At 65.8% G+C, this 15,812-nt stretch carries 15 protein-coding genes; 8 read left to right on the forward strand and 7 right to left on the reverse strand.

Features of this window, described 5'->3' with window-relative positions; genetic code table 11:
* Positions 1 to 63 precede the first annotated feature (63 nt).
* The 4 genes from P9239_RS21785 to P9239_RS21800 all read left to right on the forward strand — a co-directional run bounded on the left by P9239_RS21785 (position 64) and on the right by P9239_RS21800 (position 2,717).
* Positions 64 to 1,044, forward strand: a complete 981-nt coding sequence (locus P9239_RS21785; RefSeq protein WP_309754721.1) for a serine hydrolase — start codon at positions 64 to 66, stop codon at positions 1,042 to 1,044.
* Positions 1,045 to 1,175: 131 nt separating this feature from the next.
* Entirely contained in the window at positions 1,176 to 1,526 is a 351-nt protein-coding gene (locus P9239_RS21790) for a hypothetical protein (RefSeq protein WP_309754723.1), read from the forward strand.
* Between the two features lie 177 nt (positions 1,527 to 1,703).
* Positions 1,704 to 2,144 (forward strand): hypothetical protein, encoded by a 441-nt coding sequence (locus tag P9239_RS21795; RefSeq protein WP_309754725.1) that lies wholly within the window; start codon positions 1,704 to 1,706, stop codon positions 2,142 to 2,144.
* A 159-nt stretch (positions 2,145 to 2,303) separates the two neighbouring features.
* Positions 2,304 to 2,717 (forward strand): hypothetical protein, encoded by a 414-nt coding sequence (locus tag P9239_RS21800; RefSeq protein ID WP_309754726.1) that lies wholly within the window; start codon positions 2,304 to 2,306, stop codon positions 2,715 to 2,717.
* A gap of 19 nt (positions 2,718 to 2,736) precedes the next feature.
* On the opposite strand, the gene P9239_RS21805 is transcribed toward P9239_RS21800, so the two are convergent.
* A complete protein-coding gene (locus tag P9239_RS21805; protein ID WP_309754727.1) occupies positions 2,737 to 3,201 on the reverse strand; it encodes a response regulator in 465 nt (154 codons plus the stop codon).
* 199 nt (positions 3,202 to 3,400) lie between these two features.
* Here P9239_RS21805 and P9239_RS21810 point away from each other — a divergent pair, with 199 nt between their 5' ends.
* Positions 3,401 to 3,640, forward strand: a complete 240-nt coding sequence (locus tag P9239_RS21810; protein ID WP_309754728.1) for a hypothetical protein — start codon at positions 3,401 to 3,403, stop codon at positions 3,638 to 3,640.
* On the opposite strand, the gene P9239_RS21815 is transcribed toward P9239_RS21810, so the two are convergent.
* The 4 genes from P9239_RS21815 to P9239_RS21830 form a co-directional block, all read right to left on the reverse strand.
* Entirely contained in the window at positions 3,637 to 5,208 is a 1,572-nt protein-coding gene (locus P9239_RS21815; RefSeq protein ID WP_309754729.1) for an efflux transporter outer membrane subunit, read from the reverse strand. The genes P9239_RS21810 and P9239_RS21815 overlap by 4 nt on opposite strands.
* Before the next feature lies 1 nt (position 5,209).
* The gene (locus P9239_RS21820; protein WP_309754731.1) at positions 5,210 to 6,793 is read right to left on the reverse strand and encodes a DHA2 family efflux MFS transporter permease subunit; all 1,584 of its coding nucleotides are present in this window, start codon (positions 6,791 to 6,793) and stop codon (positions 5,210 to 5,212) included.
* Positions 6,794 to 6,796: 3 nt separating this feature from the next.
* A complete protein-coding gene (locus P9239_RS21825; RefSeq protein ID WP_309754733.1) occupies positions 6,797 to 7,999 on the reverse strand; it encodes an HlyD family efflux transporter periplasmic adaptor subunit in 1,203 nt (400 codons plus the stop codon).
* 753 nt (positions 8,000 to 8,752) lie between these two features.
* On the reverse strand, positions 8,753 to 9,499 hold the full coding sequence (locus P9239_RS21830) for an IclR family transcriptional regulator (RefSeq protein WP_309754734.1): 747 nt from the start codon (positions 9,497 to 9,499) through the stop codon (positions 8,753 to 8,755).
* Positions 9,500 to 9,624: 125 nt separating this feature from the next.
* Here P9239_RS21830 and P9239_RS21835 point away from each other — a divergent pair, with 125 nt between their 5' ends.
* Positions 9,625 to 10,809, forward strand: a complete 1,185-nt coding sequence (locus P9239_RS21835; RefSeq protein WP_309754736.1) for a fumarylacetoacetate hydrolase family protein — start codon at positions 9,625 to 9,627, stop codon at positions 10,807 to 10,809.
* Here the strand turns inward: P9239_RS21835 and P9239_RS21840 are convergent.
* Together P9239_RS21840 and P9239_RS21845 are read right to left on the reverse strand one after the other, a co-directional pair.
* Positions 10,806 to 11,789, reverse strand: a complete 984-nt coding sequence (locus tag P9239_RS21840; RefSeq protein ID WP_309754738.1) for a substrate-binding domain-containing protein — start codon at positions 11,787 to 11,789, stop codon at positions 10,806 to 10,808. The two genes, P9239_RS21835 and P9239_RS21840, sit on opposite strands and share 4 nt — an antisense overlap.
* Positions 11,790 to 11,847: 58 nt before the next feature.
* Positions 11,848 to 12,354, reverse strand: coding sequence for a GAF domain-containing protein (locus P9239_RS21845; RefSeq protein ID WP_309754740.1), 507 nt, complete (start codon positions 12,352 to 12,354; stop codon positions 11,848 to 11,850).
* 633 nt (positions 12,355 to 12,987) lie between these two features.
* Between P9239_RS21845 and P9239_RS21850 the strand changes: the two genes are divergently transcribed.
* Both P9239_RS21850 and P9239_RS21855 read left to right on the forward strand, forming a co-directional pair.
* Positions 12,988 to 14,247, forward strand: coding sequence for an ROK family transcriptional regulator (locus P9239_RS21850; RefSeq protein WP_309754742.1), 1,260 nt, complete (start codon positions 12,988 to 12,990; stop codon positions 14,245 to 14,247).
* Positions 14,237 to 15,805, forward strand: coding sequence for a sugar ABC transporter ATP-binding protein (locus P9239_RS21855; RefSeq protein ID WP_309754744.1), 1,569 nt, complete (start codon positions 14,237 to 14,239; stop codon positions 15,803 to 15,805). The genes P9239_RS21850 and P9239_RS21855 overlap by 11 nt, the downstream gene beginning before the upstream one ends.
* Positions 15,806 to 15,812: the final 7 nt, after the last annotated feature.

The raw sequence follows: 15,812 nt of genomic DNA on the forward strand, positions 1-15,812 counted from the left end.
TTTCCACATCTTGGAGCACGAATCGCTCCCGCTTGCCGCGTACTACGGTCAACCGACATGGAAATGAAAACGGACAACGCTTTGTCGCACGGTTCCGTCGATCAACAAGGCTTCCTGGCACTGCGCGATGCGCTCGAAAGCGAGAGCAGCGGCGTGCGCACCTTCGTCGTCGTGCGCGACGGCCGCATCGCATTCGAACATTACCGCAGCGACGCCGCGCCCGATACGCTCGAAAACGTCAATTCGGTCACGAAGAGCGTCGTGGGGCTGGCCGTGGGCATCGCCGTGACCGAGCGGCGCTTTGCGAGCCTCGACACGCCGGTCGGCGAGATCGTCGAGAAAGCGCGCGACCCCGCACTCGATGAGCGCGTGCGACGCATCACGCTGCGGCATCTGCTCACGATGACCTCGGGCTTCGAATGCGAGCCCGGCGCGGTCGACCAGTGTCTGCTCGGCGCGTGCGATCGCCTTGCCGGCGAAGACGACCGCCTGAACTTCGTACTCTCACGGCCCATGGTCGACGCGCCCGGTACACGCTTTCGCTACGATTCGCACGCGGTGCAACTGCTCTCGCTCGCGATCGAAGCCGTGACAGGGGCGACGGTCGAAGACTATGTGCGCGAAAAGCTCTTCGCGCCGCTCGGCATCGAAACGAGCGAATGGATCGCCGATGAAGCCGGGCATACGTTCGCGGGGCGCGGCCTCATGCTGCGCGCCCGCGACATGACTAAGCTCGGCACATTGATGATGGATCGCGGCGCGTGGCGGGGCGCGCAAATCGTGGACGCATCGTTTATCGACGACGCCATGTCGGTTCACAGCGAAGGCGGCCCGCCCATGCACGGCGCGCAGTACGGCTATCTCTGGTGGATCGCGCCGCACTATGTCTTCGCGGCCGGCTTCGGCGAACAGTTCATCTTCGTTGCGCGTGATATGCGACGTGATAAGCGGATCGTCGCCTCCGCGACGTGCGACAACAGCGCCGCAAGCAAGGACGTTCGCGCGCTCTTCGAGCAACACGTGCTCGGTCTCGGTGCGCGTTGAAGTCGGACGCGTTGTTTCGCGTTCCTCGCCGCTTCGTTTCTTAACTGAGCGCAGATGAAAGCGGCGCGCGCAGGTATTCTCGCTTTGCGTCCGTTCCGATGGCGGGCCGCTCACGCAAGCGAGGTATCGGCATGAAGACCTTCGACATTACGGTAGACGCGCAGGGGCGCGTCGTCGTTTCGCACGCCGAGCCCATCGGCGAGCATTGCAAGAGCCGGGCGCGGCTGCTTTCGTCGCTGGTCGGCATGATCGCCGCGCCGGGTGCATTCGAGCACTTCTGCACGTTCCCCGATTCGATGAAGCGCGACCTCCTGAGCCTCATGCACTCGGTGGCCGAGGAAAGCCTTCCCCTTCTCACCGCGCTCGAGCAACACACCGCGCAGTCCTTCTTCGACAAAGGCGTGCAGGCCGCGACCGAGCAACGGCGCCCGGAACTCGCGGCCAACGCGCCGCACGAGCCTATCGATTACACGCAGCGGTGATTCCTGCCGCGCGGCAGTAAAAGGCGCGCTTCGTCAATGTAGATTTTTGTCGATATGCGATGCGAATTATTTTCGCTACGGTATCGTAATGCGTTCGCGCAATAACATATCAATATCGCGATATCGGGAACCGCGCGAATGCGGCGTCCCGTTGCGCATGAGGCAATCGAGAGCGCCATGAGACAACCATCACAAGAAGGACGCGCCATGCAGCCGCCGGTCGACGCGAGTATCGAACGAACCATGTACATCCTCGGGCAAATTGGCGCGATCGTCTGTCACGAACGCGGCCCGCGCCCGAACACGGCGATTCTCACGACCATGGCTTCCAGTCCCGCCGACGGGCTGTGGCTCGCCGTCACGCGCATGAACGAACTGTGTCCGGCCGTGCGGGGGCCGCGCCGCACGCTGCTGCAGTGGAAGCGCCGGGAGGTCGCGCGCCTCGCGCGTATGCTGCCGCATCCGCTGCCGGGCGAGGCTTGCGCGCAAACGCAAGTCCCGTTCTGGGCCGGCTACTGCCAATATTGGGAAGATGTGCTGAAAGAGCACGTCGAGTGCGAAGTCGACGCGCCCGCAGTCGCCGTGGACGACGTTCCGGCCCGGCGCGTCAACGCCTGAAACCTCGCATCACCGCGAAAAACCGGCAGTTGCCGCGAGCCAGCAAGTCGGGCACACTTCGCGCGCCCGCGCGCAGCCGTTCGTCTGAATGAGCACGAATGCTTTCTTGCCGAAGAAGATGGCGCGGTGCGCCATGTATCGAGCAATGAGGAAGAACAGATGAGCGAAGCGAAGATCACGATCAACCCGGACGGGCATCCTGTCGTCGAGCATGCAGTCACTATCGAAAAGCGCAGCACCGATGTTGCGCGCGCGGTGGCGGCGCTGTCGGACGTGCTCGCGAGCGGCGACGGCGCAGGCGTGGGTCAACCGGTGCTGATCGAGTTGCTGCGCACGCTCGCGCACGAACAACTCGCGCTGACCGAGGCGCTGTCCGACTACACGGGCGAAGTGTCGCTGGAGGAGGCGTATCGCCGAACCTATCGACGCGCGTTCAGAAAAGGCTTCACCGCCGGACTGCAGCGCACGCTGCCCGCGCGACCGGTCGACCGTCACGACAGCGCGCTCGCGACGCCCGCTGCCGCCGCCGGCACGTCGCGCAACGACGCACTGCGCCGTCTCAAGCAGATCTAGCCGCGCCGCTCAGGCGCCCTCAGCACTCGCGCGCCCGCCACGTTTCATGCGTCGAGTAATACGTGCGCATGACGTCGATCATGCGATCCAGCGGACTCGGTTTCACGAAATAGCCGTCGAACCCCGTGCGGCGCGCCCGCTCGCAGTCGTCGGGAGACGTGCGGCCGGTATGCGCGATCAGCATCATCGACTTGTCCATCGCGCGAATCGCCTCTGCCGCTTCCCAGCCGTCGCCGAGCGGCATCATCAGATCCAGCAGCACTACGCCAGGACGCCATTTGCGCACGAGCGATACGGCGTCGAGGCCCGTATGCACCGCGCGCACCGTGAAGTCGGCGTCTTCGAACGCCAGACAGATGGCGCGCGTGGCCTCCAGATCGTCGTCGGCGATGAGCACGCGCGGTTCGTCGTGATGCGCGGCGCGCACCGGTATCTGCCAGACCGCTTCTTCGGGTAGATGTGCGTGTCGTTGCGTGGATTGCATATTTTGGCCTCGGAGTGACCGATTGTTTCAGCAACGAACGTTCCGCTCTGCAGCATCCCGCGGCTTCCTGTACACGGGAGAGGCGTTGACAACGTTGCACCTCGGGAATACCCGGACGGCGCGCGGGCCGGCCGTTTGCACCATGGAAAACCGAAATCATCCGCGAGCGCGCACGCTCGTTCCATACGGAGGCACACGAATGTTCGTCGTCTACTGGCTCGAAGGCGATGCCGGCGCCGAAAGCCACGCGCGTCACCGACAGTTCGACGCCGCCGCGCTCGCCGAGGCGCTGCGCTTCGCTGAAGAACTGCGCAAGCGCCAGGCGCAAGGCGAGCCGGTCGGCTTCGTCACGCTGTGCAGCGAAAATCCGCAATCGGTCGGCAAGCCGGGCGTCGCGGACCCACCGGCCGATTACGACTGGAAAAAGCGCCGCCGCTAGCCGTTGCCGGCATCGGCGTGGCTCTGCGAGCCGCTTGGCGAATCGTCCTGCCATCCGCCGCCGAGCGACTTGTACACGGCAATCAAATTCGTCGTCACGTTTACCGTCGATTGCGCGAGCTGCTCGCGGGTCTGCGCAAGCTGGCGTTCGGCATCGAGCACGGTCACGAACGCGGTCAGCCCTTTGCGATAGCTGTCCGTCGCGAGTTGCAGGCTCACGCGATTCGCCTCCACGGTGCGCGCGAGCGCCGCGCGCCGGTCCTGCTCCGTGCGATAGGCGACGAGCGCGTTGTCCACATCCTGCAGCGCGGTGAGCACGGTTTGCCGGTACTGCAACGCGGCCTGCGCGGCCTGCGACTTCGCCACGCGAACGTTCGAGCGCAGCGCGCCGCCCTCGAAGATCGGCAGAGAAATGCTCGGCCCGACCGACCAGAAGAGGCTCGACCAGCGCGCGAGGTACTTGGCCTTCGTCGCCCGCGTGCCGACCTGGCCCGTGAGCGATATATCCGGATACAACTGCGCGACCGCCACGCCTACTTCGGCCGTGGCCGCGTGCAGTTGCGCTTCGGCGCGGCGGATGTCCGGACGGCGGCGCGCGAGCGTCGACGGCAAGCCGACCGGCACCGTCGGCGGCACGGGCGGCACCGCGCGGGCATCGGACAGTTCGGCGTCGAGCGTACCGGGCGCGCTGCCGGTCAGCACGGCAAGCCCGTTCATCGCCTGCGCGATTTGCGCCTCCAGTGACGGCACCTGCGCCTGCAACGCGCCGACTTGCGCGCTCGCGCTTTGCACGTCCTGCTGGCTCGTCAGGCCGACGCGCGCCTGCTCGCGCGTGAGATCGAGAATCTGCTGCTCGGCATCGATTTCGGCGAGCGTGATCTCGCGGATGGACTGCGCGCCGCGCAACTGCGCATACGTGCGCGCGACTTCGGCTTCGAGGGAGACGAGCGCGTCGTTGCGGCTTTCGATTTCCGCCTGCGTCTCTGCATTCGCCGATTCGACCGAGCGCCGCACGCGTCCGAAGAGGTCCAGTTCCCACGACGCATCGAAGCCGTCCTGAAAGAGCGTGACCGGTCCCGTCGCGGAGTCCAGCCCTTGCCGGATCTGCGCGCCGTTCGCGCCCAGCCCGTCGATGCGGTCGTACACGCCCTGAGATTGCAGCAAGCCCTTCAACCCAAGCTGCTCGCGCACGACGCTCGCGTTGGCGCTGACTTGCGGCAAGCCTTGCGCCGCCGCCGACACGCTCTGCTCGCGCGCCTGCGCGATGCGCAGCACCGCGCTTTGCAGATCGAGATTGCCGGCCACCGCGCGGTCGATCAGCGAATCGAGCGTCGGATCGTCGAACTGTTTCCACCAGCGCGGGTCCGGATCGGCCGACGTCGTCGCCACGGATGGCGCGTCGGCGTGCGGCGCGCGCGCATCCGGCGCTGCGTTTTGCGCGCGCTGCAGATCGTTCCAGTTGCCGGGCGTGTCGGCGGCGGGCGGCTTGAAGTCGGGGCCGACCGTGCAGGCGCTCATCGCGAGCGCGAGCACCGGAATGGAAAGTCGAGCGGAAAGTCGCTGCGTCATGTCAATGTCCTCCCGCCTTTCCGGACGCCTTCACCGGCGAGAAGAAGAACGTGAACGGAATGAAAAGGAACGAGAAGATCGCGCACGCGGCGAAGACGTCGAGGTACGCAAGAATCGTCGCCTGCGAGACCAGCGTCGTGTACATCTGGCCGGTCGCCGCGCTCATCGCCTGCGACATGGTTTGGCCCGTGTCCATCAGCGTTCGCGCGATGCGCTGCACCGTGTCGTTGTACGGCTGATTGAGCGGCGTCAGATGCTCGACCATGTGCGCCATGTTCGCCTGCGTGCGCTCGCGGATCATCGCGGTCGCGAGCGAAATACCGATGGAGCCCGCCACGTTGCGGAACATCGTGAAGAGCGCGGAGGCGTCGTTGTTCATCGACTTCGGCAGCGAAAGATAGGCGAGCGTCGTCACCGGCACGAACAGAAAGCCGATGGCCGCCGACTGCGCGCTGCGCATCATCGTGAGGGTGCGATAGTCGACGTTCGGCACGAGGTGATGCGAATAGATCAGCGCGCAGCCCATCAGAAAGAAGCCGAACGCGACGAGATAGCGCGTCTGCACCCAGAGCATCAGCTTGCTGACCACGGGAATGAGAAACACGATGAGCAGCGCGCCCGGTGAGAGGACGAGGCCCGCGAGCGTCGCGGTATAACCGAGCTGCTGCTGCGCGAGCTGCGGAATGAGCACCGCGCTGCCGTACAGCACCGAAGCGAAGCCGACGATCGACAGCGAACCCAGCGCGAAGTTGCGGTCCTTCATCACGCGCAGATCGACGACGGGCCGCTTCGCATACGAAAGCCAGAACGCCGCGCCGACGATGCCGATCGCCGCCAGCACCGCGAAGGTCACGATGAAGTTGGACGCGAACCAGTCGTCGTCCTCGCCGCGATCCAGGAACACTTGCAGGCACCCGAGCCCGAGCGCGATCAGGCCGATGCCCACGACGTCGATGCCCACGTCCTTGTGGCTTTGCCGCTTTTCCCACGGCGGATCTTCGACGAACTGCATGACGGCGATGGTCGTCAGCACGCCGACCGGCACGTTCAGCAGGAACACCCAGCGCCACGTGAAGTTGTCGGTGATCCAGCCGCCGAGCGTGGGGCCGAGCACGGGCGCCACGACGATGGCCACCGCCGAGATGGAAAACGCGCGGCCGCGCTGCTCCGGCGGAAAGGTATCGAGAATGATCGACTGCTGGCTCGGTTGCAAACCGCCGCCAAAGAAGCCCTGCAGAATGCGGAAGACGATCAGTTGTCCGAGATTCGTCGCGATGCCGCACAGAAACGAACACACGGTAAACGCCGCGATGCAGATCAAAAAGTAGCGCTTGCGTCCGAGAATCTTCGAGAAATACGCGGAAAGCGGCAGCACGATGCCGTTCGCGACGAGATACGACGTGAGCGTCCACGTGGCCTCGTCGTAACTCGCGGACATGGTGCCGGAGATGTGCGGCAGCGCCACGTTCACGATGGTCGTGTCGAGCACTTCCATGAACGCGGCGAGCGTGACGACCACGGCGATGAGCCACGGATTCGCGCTCGGCTTCCAGCCGCTGTGGTCTTGTTCGGCGGTATCGCTCATAGGTCAGTGGCGCAACATGACGGTGGGCACGACGGAAAGCCCGAGCGGCAGCGACGTGTCCGGCTTCATGCCGCTGTCGATGACGATCTTCACCGGCACGCGCTGCACGATCTTCACGAAGTTGCCGGTGGCGTTTTCGGCAGGAAACGCCGAGAAACGTGAGCCGCTGCCGAGCTGGATGCTGTCCACATGGCCATGCAGCGAGAGGCCGGGATAGGCATCGACGTCGATATCCACCTTGTCGCCCGGATGCATGCGCGAGAGTTGCGATTCCTTGAAGTTCGCCGTCACCCACAGGCGCGTGGTGACGAGCGTGAGAATCGAGGTGCCCGCCTGCAGGAACGTGCCGAATTGCACGTTGCGCTTGGTGATCCAGCCATCGGACGGCGCGCGCAGTTCGGTGTACGAGAGATTGAGCCGCGCGGTCTCGACTTGCGCCTCGGCCTGTCGCACTTGCTGGCGCCGCTCTTCCACCGTGGCGACGACTTGCGCGATCTGCTGCGGCACCAGCCGCGCGGTGCGCACCTGCGCCCGCGCCTCCGCCACGTTCGCCTGCGCGCTCTTCTGCTGCGCGGTCGCGGCGTCGATGTTCTGTTGCGATGTCGCACGCACGTCGACCGACTGCTGGCGCTGGTAGGCCGCGCTTGCCTGCGCGAGGTTGGCGCGTGCGCTCGTTTCCTGCGCCTGCGCCTGCGCGAGCTGCGCCGGGTACTGTACCCGCGCGACCTGCAACTGGACTTCCGCCGCGTGCAACTGCGCCTGCGCGAGGCCGAGCTGCGCGTTCGCCTGATCGAGCTGCGCCTGATAATCGCGCGGATCGATGCGGATGAGCAGATCGCCTTTGTGAACGAAGCGGTTGTCGTCGATGTTCATCGCGACGACATAGCCCGATACCTTCGGCGCGATGGTGACGGCGTCGCCATCGGTATAGGCGTCGTCGGTGCTTTCCTGATTGCGCGTCATGAACCACCACACGAGCGCGCCGATGGCCAGCACCACGACGACGATGCCTAGAATAATCAACGGCTTCTTGCCGGGCTTCTTGCGCCCTTCCTTGCCGTTTTCCTTGTCGCCTTCGTTTTTGTCGCCGTCCTTGGCTTTATCGTGCTTTTCGGCTTGGTCGTCGTTTTTCGACGGCCCGCGCTCGCCGTCTTCTTTCGCGGCGCCGGGGCGTGCATCGTCCTGGGTTTCGTCTCGATCTGACATCAGCGTTCGCTTAGCGGTTGGAGTCCGAGTTCGACTCAGAATGAAATCCCGGACGCAGCCGGGCGGACCTCGTGCGGATAGTGCGTGACGAGCGTGACCGGTCTGCGACTGCCGGTCGGGGACATTCGAGCGGACACTCAAAGCAAGGTGCATTCCCGTTTGTCCCGTGAACCGGCCAATCCGAACGCCCGTGCGGACTGGCATGAAACCGCATACCGGTGACGCGTTTGTCATCCGTTGCGCTTTTCACAGCCGCTGGTAATTCCTGCACGCGCGTTTTTTTCGCCGCGCGGACTGCACGCCGACGATTGCGTCGGACGCCGGTTGTGCCGGCGCGATGGAGAGGCATCGCGATCACCCGCGCGCGCGGCGTGGCGAGCGAACGTCATAGGTCACTGTCACAACAGCGACACGTTAGCGCTCATCGAGAGAAGCCTCTGACACCGGTTGCGCCGGCACGTTGAAGACGCATCGCGATCACCCGCGCGCGCGGCGCGGCGAGCGAACGTCACGGGCCACTGTCGTCGCCGCGAAACGTGCGCGCTTATCGACGAAAACGTGCAAGCGCTCACGCGCTACAGCTCGCGTTCGATGGACCCTGCGGGCATCGAGAAAGGCGATGAACGATTCGCACGCGGATCGCGTCGTGCTCCGCGACGACGCGGGCTCGGGCTGGGCAATAGGCCGCGACGCGCTGTCCGCAGCCCCTCGCGCGGCGAAGGCATGCGCAGCAAAAATCCGAAGCGCCCCGGCTCAAAGCGCCTGACGCAACTGTGCGGCAAGCTGCACGATGCCCATCGAAATCTGCTTCTCGCGCTTCGGATCGAGCCGGCCGACGGGCACGCTCGTCGACACCGCGACGCGCTTGCCCGCCGGCGTCACGCCGACATACGCCGCGAAGCACGCCAGCCCTTCGGCCACTTCCTCACGTTCGACGGCGAGCCCGCTCGTCCGTATCCCGGCGAGTTCGCGCAAAAGCGCGGCGCGGCGCGTGACGGTGCGCGGCGTCACCGCTTCGAGGCGTTCGGGCAGGCGCTCGATGACGGCATCGTCCGCCAGTCCCGCGAGCAGCGCCTTGCCGAGCGCGCAACAATGCGCGGGCAGCCGCGAGCCGAGGTCCGACACGAGCCGCACGGGCCGGTGCGCGTCCTCGCGCGCAACATAGACCACCTGCACGCCGTCTAGCACGGCAAGCTGCACGACTTCGTTGTGCTTGTTGATGAACGCGCCCGCGCCCTCGCGAAACGACGCTTGCAGCGCGTCGTGCCGTACATAGGCGTTGCCGAGCTCGAACAGGCCGACGCCGATCACATAGCCGTCATCGCGCTTTTCGATCCACTGCATGCGCGCGAGCGTTTCCAGCATCAGATAAAGCGTGCTGCGCGACAGGCCCGTGCGCTCGGCAAGCGCGGCGGCGCGCACGGGTTTCGCGGCGTCGGCGAGCGCTTCGAGGATATCGTTCGCGCGGCGCAGCGCGGGGACGTCGTAGGTCTTTTCCATGTGGTCGTGGCGTGGCGTATTGCCTCGCATCGTCCAGCATGTTGGACAAAGATGCAACCCAATGGACAGTCACGCGGTGCCAAGCTACGATCGTTTTCCCTCTTCCGATGCCCGGTGACCCTGCCATGCCCTCCGTTTCCGTCTCCTCCTGCCTGCCTGAAGACCTCGCCGATGCCGTGCTGATCGGCCGCGTATGGCGTCCCGCGCCGGTCGATGGCCCTGCGGTCGTCGCGGTGCGAAACGGCGAAGTGTTCGACATCACGCGCGCCGCCCCGACCACCGCCGATCTGTTCGACCGCCCTGACGCGCTCGACATCGCGAAAAGCGCGCCGGGAGAGCGCCTCGGCACCGTGCAGGAACTGCTGCAGGCGACGCTCGACGCCGCGCCCGGCGGCTTGCGCGTGCTCGCCCCGTGCGACGTGCAGGCGATCAAGGCGTGCGGCGTCACGTTCGCGGTGAGCCTGCTGGAGCGCGTGATCGAAGAGCAGGCAGGCGGCGACGCCAGCAAAGCGCAGGAAGTCCGCGACACCATCAACAAGCTGATCGGCGCGGATCTTTCGAAGATCAAGCCGGGCTCCGAAAGCGCGCAGAAACTGAAGGAGGAACTCGAGCGGCGCGGCGCGTGGTCGCAATACATGGAAGTCGGCATCGGCCCGGACGCGGAAGTGTTTTCCAAGTCGCAGCCGATGTCGTCGGTGGGTTTCGGCGCGGACGTCGGCTTGTATCCGACGTCGCAGTGGAACAACCCGGAGCCGGAAATCGTGCTGGCGGTGAATGGGCGCGGCGAGATCGTCGGCGCGGCGCTCGGCAACGACGTGAATCTGCGCGATATCGAAGGCCGCAGCGCGCTCTTGCTCGGCAAGGCGAAGGACAATAATGCGTCGTGCGCCATCGGCCCGTTTGTGCGTCTCTTCGACGGGCAATTCACGCTCGACACGGTGCGCGGCACGAGCGTGTCGCTGCGCATCGAAGGCGCGGACGACGGCTTCGTGCTCGAAGGCGTGAGCCACATGAGCGAGATCAGCCGCGATCCCGCCGATCTCGTCGCGCAGACGCACGGCGCGCATCACCAGTATCCGGACGGCTTCATGCTGTTCCTCGGCACCATGTTTTCGCCGATCAAGGACCGCGATACGCAAGGCGGCGGCTTCACGCATCATCTGGGCGATGTCGTCACCATCTCGACGCCGGAACTCGGCGCGCTCGTCAACACCGTGCGGCTGTCGACGGAAATCGAGCCGTGGACCTTCGGCGTGCGCGCGCTGTATCGCAGTCTGGCGGCGCGCGGCCTACTCGCGGCGGACGCTTAAGCGCGCGGGGCGCGCGTCTTGTCGCGCGTCACCACCTGCACGGGCGTCTCCATGAACGGCGACAAGTCGCGCTGACGCCGCCGTTCGACGAGCGCCTTCACCGCGACATCCAGGCCGAACACCGCCTGCCGCGCGCCGAACTGCTCGACGGTCGCGAGCAGGCTGCCGTTGTCGAGCAGCGGCTGCACGGCGGTTATGTTGTTGTAACCGGTCACGAGCACCCGGCCTTTCTTGGCCGCGATGCGGATCGCGTCGATGGCGCCCATCGCGATGTTGTCGTTCGCGCACAGCATGCCGCGCAGCGCGGGATGCGCGTACAGCATTTGCAGCGCGATGGACTTGCCGCTCGGCGCGGTCCAGTCGCCGGCGTCGATGGCGCTGACGCGCAGTTGCGCGGCGCTCATCGCTTCCTTGTAGCCGATGGTGCGCTGCTGCGCGTTGCGGTCGTTCGGCGGCCCTTCGATGATGCCGACTTCGTCGCCCGGCTTGAGCTTCGAGGCGAGATACGCGCCGACGAGCCGCGCGCCGCGCCGGCTGTCCGGGCCGACGAACGGAATGGTGACGTTCGCGGCTTCCTGCGCGTCGTCGTCGAACGGATTGTCGATGGCGATCACGATCACGCCCGCGGCGATCGCTTTCGCAGCCACCGGCACGAGCGCCTTCGAATCGGTCGGCGCGATCACGATGGCATCCACTTTCGCGGCCACGAGCGATTCGATGATGCGCCTTTGCCCCGCCACGTCGTTGTCGGTGAGCGTGCCCTGCGTCGTGAGATCGAGTTGCGATGCGTAATGCCGCTGATAGTTCTTCGCGCCGTCGATCATGGACTGGACGAAGGGATCGCCGAGCGACTTCAGCACCAGCGCGACGCTTGCCTTGCTGCCGGGCTGCGCCGCCACGCGGCGCACGGGCGCGATCGCGCTCGCGCTCGCCGCGAGGGCGCACGTGACGAGCAGACGGCGGCGGTCAAGACTGATCATTTAGGCGGGTCGGGAATCGACGGTCGCCTCATTGTAGACAAACGGCAGCGACCGCGATTCAGCCTCGCGGACGCTCTTCCCATGCAAGCGCGATGAACGCGCCGCACAACGCCTCCATGCCGCGTGCGTCCTCGTCGTCGAAGCGGCCGGGCGCGGGACTGTCCACATCCCACACGCCGATCAGCGTGCCGTCGTGCGCGACGAGCGGCACGACGATTTCCGAGCGCGACGCCGAATCGCACGCGATGTGGCCGGGGAACGCGTCGACGTCCGGGACGACTTGCGTCTTTCGCTCGCGCGCCGCCGTGCCGCACACGCCGCGTCCGAGCGCGATGCGCACGCACGCGGGCTTGCCCTGAAACGGTCCGACGACGAGTTCGTCGCCATCGAAGAGATAGAAGCCGGCCCAATTCAATTCCGGCAGCGAGTGATAGACGAGCGACGAGAAGTTCGCCGCATTCGCGATGAAGTCGGTTTCGTCGCCGATCAGCGAGCGGGCCTGTTGCAGCAGGTCGCCGTAGTGAGCGGCTTTGCTGGCGTGCGCGGTCGTGGAGAGGGAAAACATGGCGGGAGTCTCGGAAGTGCGATCGACGATAGCTTAACGGGATGCGCGACGCTTTGCGGGTCGTGCGAGACGTCGAAGCCTCCTTACTGCGGCCTTGGTTCGCCCGTTAGGTGTTGGCGGCTGGCAGCCATTGAGGCAAATGCCCGACCGCAACGGTTCACGCCTGACGACCGGGCAGAAATACGCGATGAATGCCTGGCCCGAATGACGAAAGCGCTCGCTCCCGGAATGCACGATGCGTCGCGTCGAATAGTCGGCCGTATCCGGTCACGACGGCGAGATCACGGTTCCGCCATTCGCGCGATGAGTCGCTTCATCGGACGTTCGTTCGAGCGGTGAGTTTGGCTTCGCTGCAATTACCGACTTAACTGATTCGAAGCACGATACCGCCGAAGGCCCGTGTCGGCTGCGGAACTCCAAGTCATACGAATGCCATGTGACAGCGCAACACGTCCGCACGGTGACTGCTCGCGCCGTGAGAACTGACAGACTCCGCGCCCGAGCACATGGAATGCCCGCTCCGCCCGGGGAATTCCCTGCTTTACACCGCCGAGACCCCGGTATTAAATAAATCAACTTGATTTAATTAATGGTCACACAGATGGCCTCTCAAGCATAACCGGAGACAGCCAAGTGAAACCGCCGAGCGGCAGAGGCAGCAACTCCGCGACCGTGCGCCGATACAACGAGCGTTTGCTGCTCCAGGCGCTGCGGCGCACGGAGCCGGCATCGAAGGCCGACCTCGCGCGTCACGCGAATCTCACGAGCACCGCAGTCGGCAGCATCGTCGAATCGCTCGAGCGCGCCGGTCTGATCGAATACACCGGACGACGGCTCGACGGCCAGCGCGGCCAGCCCGCGTCGCTGATTCGGCTCGATCCGCGCGGTGCGTTCGGCATCGGCGTGCGGCTCGACCGGACGAGCATCGAAACCGTGCTGGTCAATTTCGCGGGCGACGTGCTCGCGCGCAGCGCGATAGATCGCGTGTTGCCGCATCCGTCGGCGGTGCTGGAGATTGTCAAGCGCGACATCGAAAGCATGCTCGGCCTCCTCAGCGCCTCGGAGCGCGAGCGTCTCACGGGCGTCGGCGTCGCGCAGCCGTACAACCTCGGCAGCTGGCTGCGTGAACTGGGCGTGAGCGCCGATACGTCGAGCGCCGACATCTTCCGCGCGTGGGACCAGACCGACTTCCCCGCCGCGCTGTCCCGCGCGCTCGCGCTGCCCGTCTTCGGCGAAAACGACGGCAACGCCGCCGCGACCGCCGAACTCTTTTACGGCCACGGCCGGCACTGCGACGACTTCGTCTATCTCTTTCTCGGCTCGGCCATCGGCGGCGGCATCGCCATCGACGGCGACTGTCTGCGCGGCGCGACCGGCAATGCGGGCGACATCGGCGTCATGCCGGTCCCGCCGAGCCGCCTGCCGTCCGCGCCGCTGCCGCCCGGGCCGTGGGACATTCTGCTCTCGCGCGCATCGCTCAATGCGCTCGTGCGGCATCTGCACTTCAGCGGCGCGCCGGCGGGCAACCGCGTGGATGTAGAAGCGTGCATCGAGGGGCGCGTGCCCGCCGTCGAGGAATGGATCGACGACTGCATCGAAGCCTTGGCGCCCGCGTTGCGCGCGATGCTCTGCGTGCTCGACGTGCCGATGGTCGTGCTCGATTCCGATATCGACGGCGGCCTGCTCGACCGGCTGATTACCCGCCTCGCCGCGACGATGGCCGCGAACGCGCCCGAAGCGCGCGGCACGCCGGAGATCGTGCGCGGCAACTTCGGCCCGGACGCGGGCGCAATCGGCGCGGCCACGCTGCCGATGTTCTTCAACTTCTCGCCACGCGTGGGGCTGCATCGCGGCGCGGGTGTCAAATCGCAGGAGGTGAACCATGCCGCATGACTCGGCCCTTTCGCCGGAGGCACACACGCCGCTCTTGGAAATGCGCGGCATCAGCAAGACCTTTCCCGGCGTGCGCGCATTGAACGACGTGCGCCTGTCGGTGTATCCCGGCGAAGTGCATTCGCTGATGGGCGAAAACGGCGCGGGCAAATCCACGCTGATGAAGATTCTCTCGGGCGCGTATCAGGCGGACCCCGGCGGCCAGATTCTGATCGACGGCAAGCCGGTCGTCATCGACGGGCCGCTCGCCGCGCGCTCGCTCGGCGTTGCCGTGATCTATCAGGAACTGAGCCTCGCGCCGAATCTGTCGGTCGCCGAAAACATCTACGCCGGACGCGAGCTGCGTCGCGGGAAAGGCCCGTGGGCGTTCGTCGACCGGCCCGGCATGGAGCGCGGCTGCGAAGACGTGTTGAAGCGCCTGGGCGCCACGTTCAAGCCGCATACGCTCGTCGGCGACTTGTCGATTGCCGAGCGGCAACTCGTCGAAATCGCGCGCGCAGTGCACGCGCACGCACGCATCCTCGTGATGGACGAGCCGACCACGCCGCTCTCGTCGCGCGAAACCGACCGCCTGTTCGAACTCGTGCGGCAATTGCGCGAGGAAGGCATCGCGATCATCTATATCAGTCACCGGATGGCGGAAATCTATGAACTCTCTGACCGCGTTTCGGTGCTGCGCGACGGCAGCTACGTCGGCACGCTGATGCGCGACGAACTGTCCGCCGAAAGCCTCGTGCGCATGATGGTCGGCCGCGACATTTCCGGGTTCTATAAGAAAGAGCACGCGCCCTACGATCCCGGCCACGTCGTGCTCTCCGTGCGCGACATGGCCGACGGCAATCGCGTGCGCGGATGCAGCCTCGACCTGCACGCGGGCGAAGTGCTCGGCATCGCTGGACTGGTCGGCGCGGGCCGCACCGAGCTTGCGCGTCTCATCTTCGGCGCGGAGGAACCCACGCGCGGCGAAGTGTCGATGCACGGCAAGCCGCTGACGCTGCGCACGCCGCGCGACGCCATCGACGCGGGGCTCGTCTATCTCACCGAAGACCGCAAAGGCCAGGGCCTCTTCCTCGACATGAGCGTGCGCGACAACATCAACATCGCGGTTGCCGGGCGCGACGCGAAAGCCGGCGTGATGGACATCGCCCGTGGAAACACGCGGGCACGCGACGCAATAGCGGCGCTCTCGATTCGCGTGCCGAATGCGCGCGTGAACGCGGGCGCGCTGTCGGGCGGCAATCAGCAGAAAGTGCTGCTCTCGCGGCTGCTCGAAACGAAGCCCGAAGTGCTGATTCTCGACGAACCGACGCGCGGCGTGGACATCGGCGCGAAGTCGGAGATCTACCGGATCATCAACGAACTGGCGCAATCGGGCGTCGGCGTGATCGTGATATCGAGCGAGCTGCCCGAAGTCATCGGCGTCGCGGATCGCGTGCTGGTGATGCGCGAAGGCGTGATCGCGGGCGAACTCGGCGGCCATTCGGGCACGCCGATCTCGCAGGAAGGAATCATCGAACTGGCGACGGGCTCGCGGGCCGCGCTCGGTCAGGCGGCTTGACGTTATT

It is taken from the genome of Caballeronia sp. LZ062 (genome assembly GCF_031450785.1).
GTDB lineage: Bacteria > Pseudomonadota > Gammaproteobacteria > Burkholderiales > Burkholderiaceae > Caballeronia.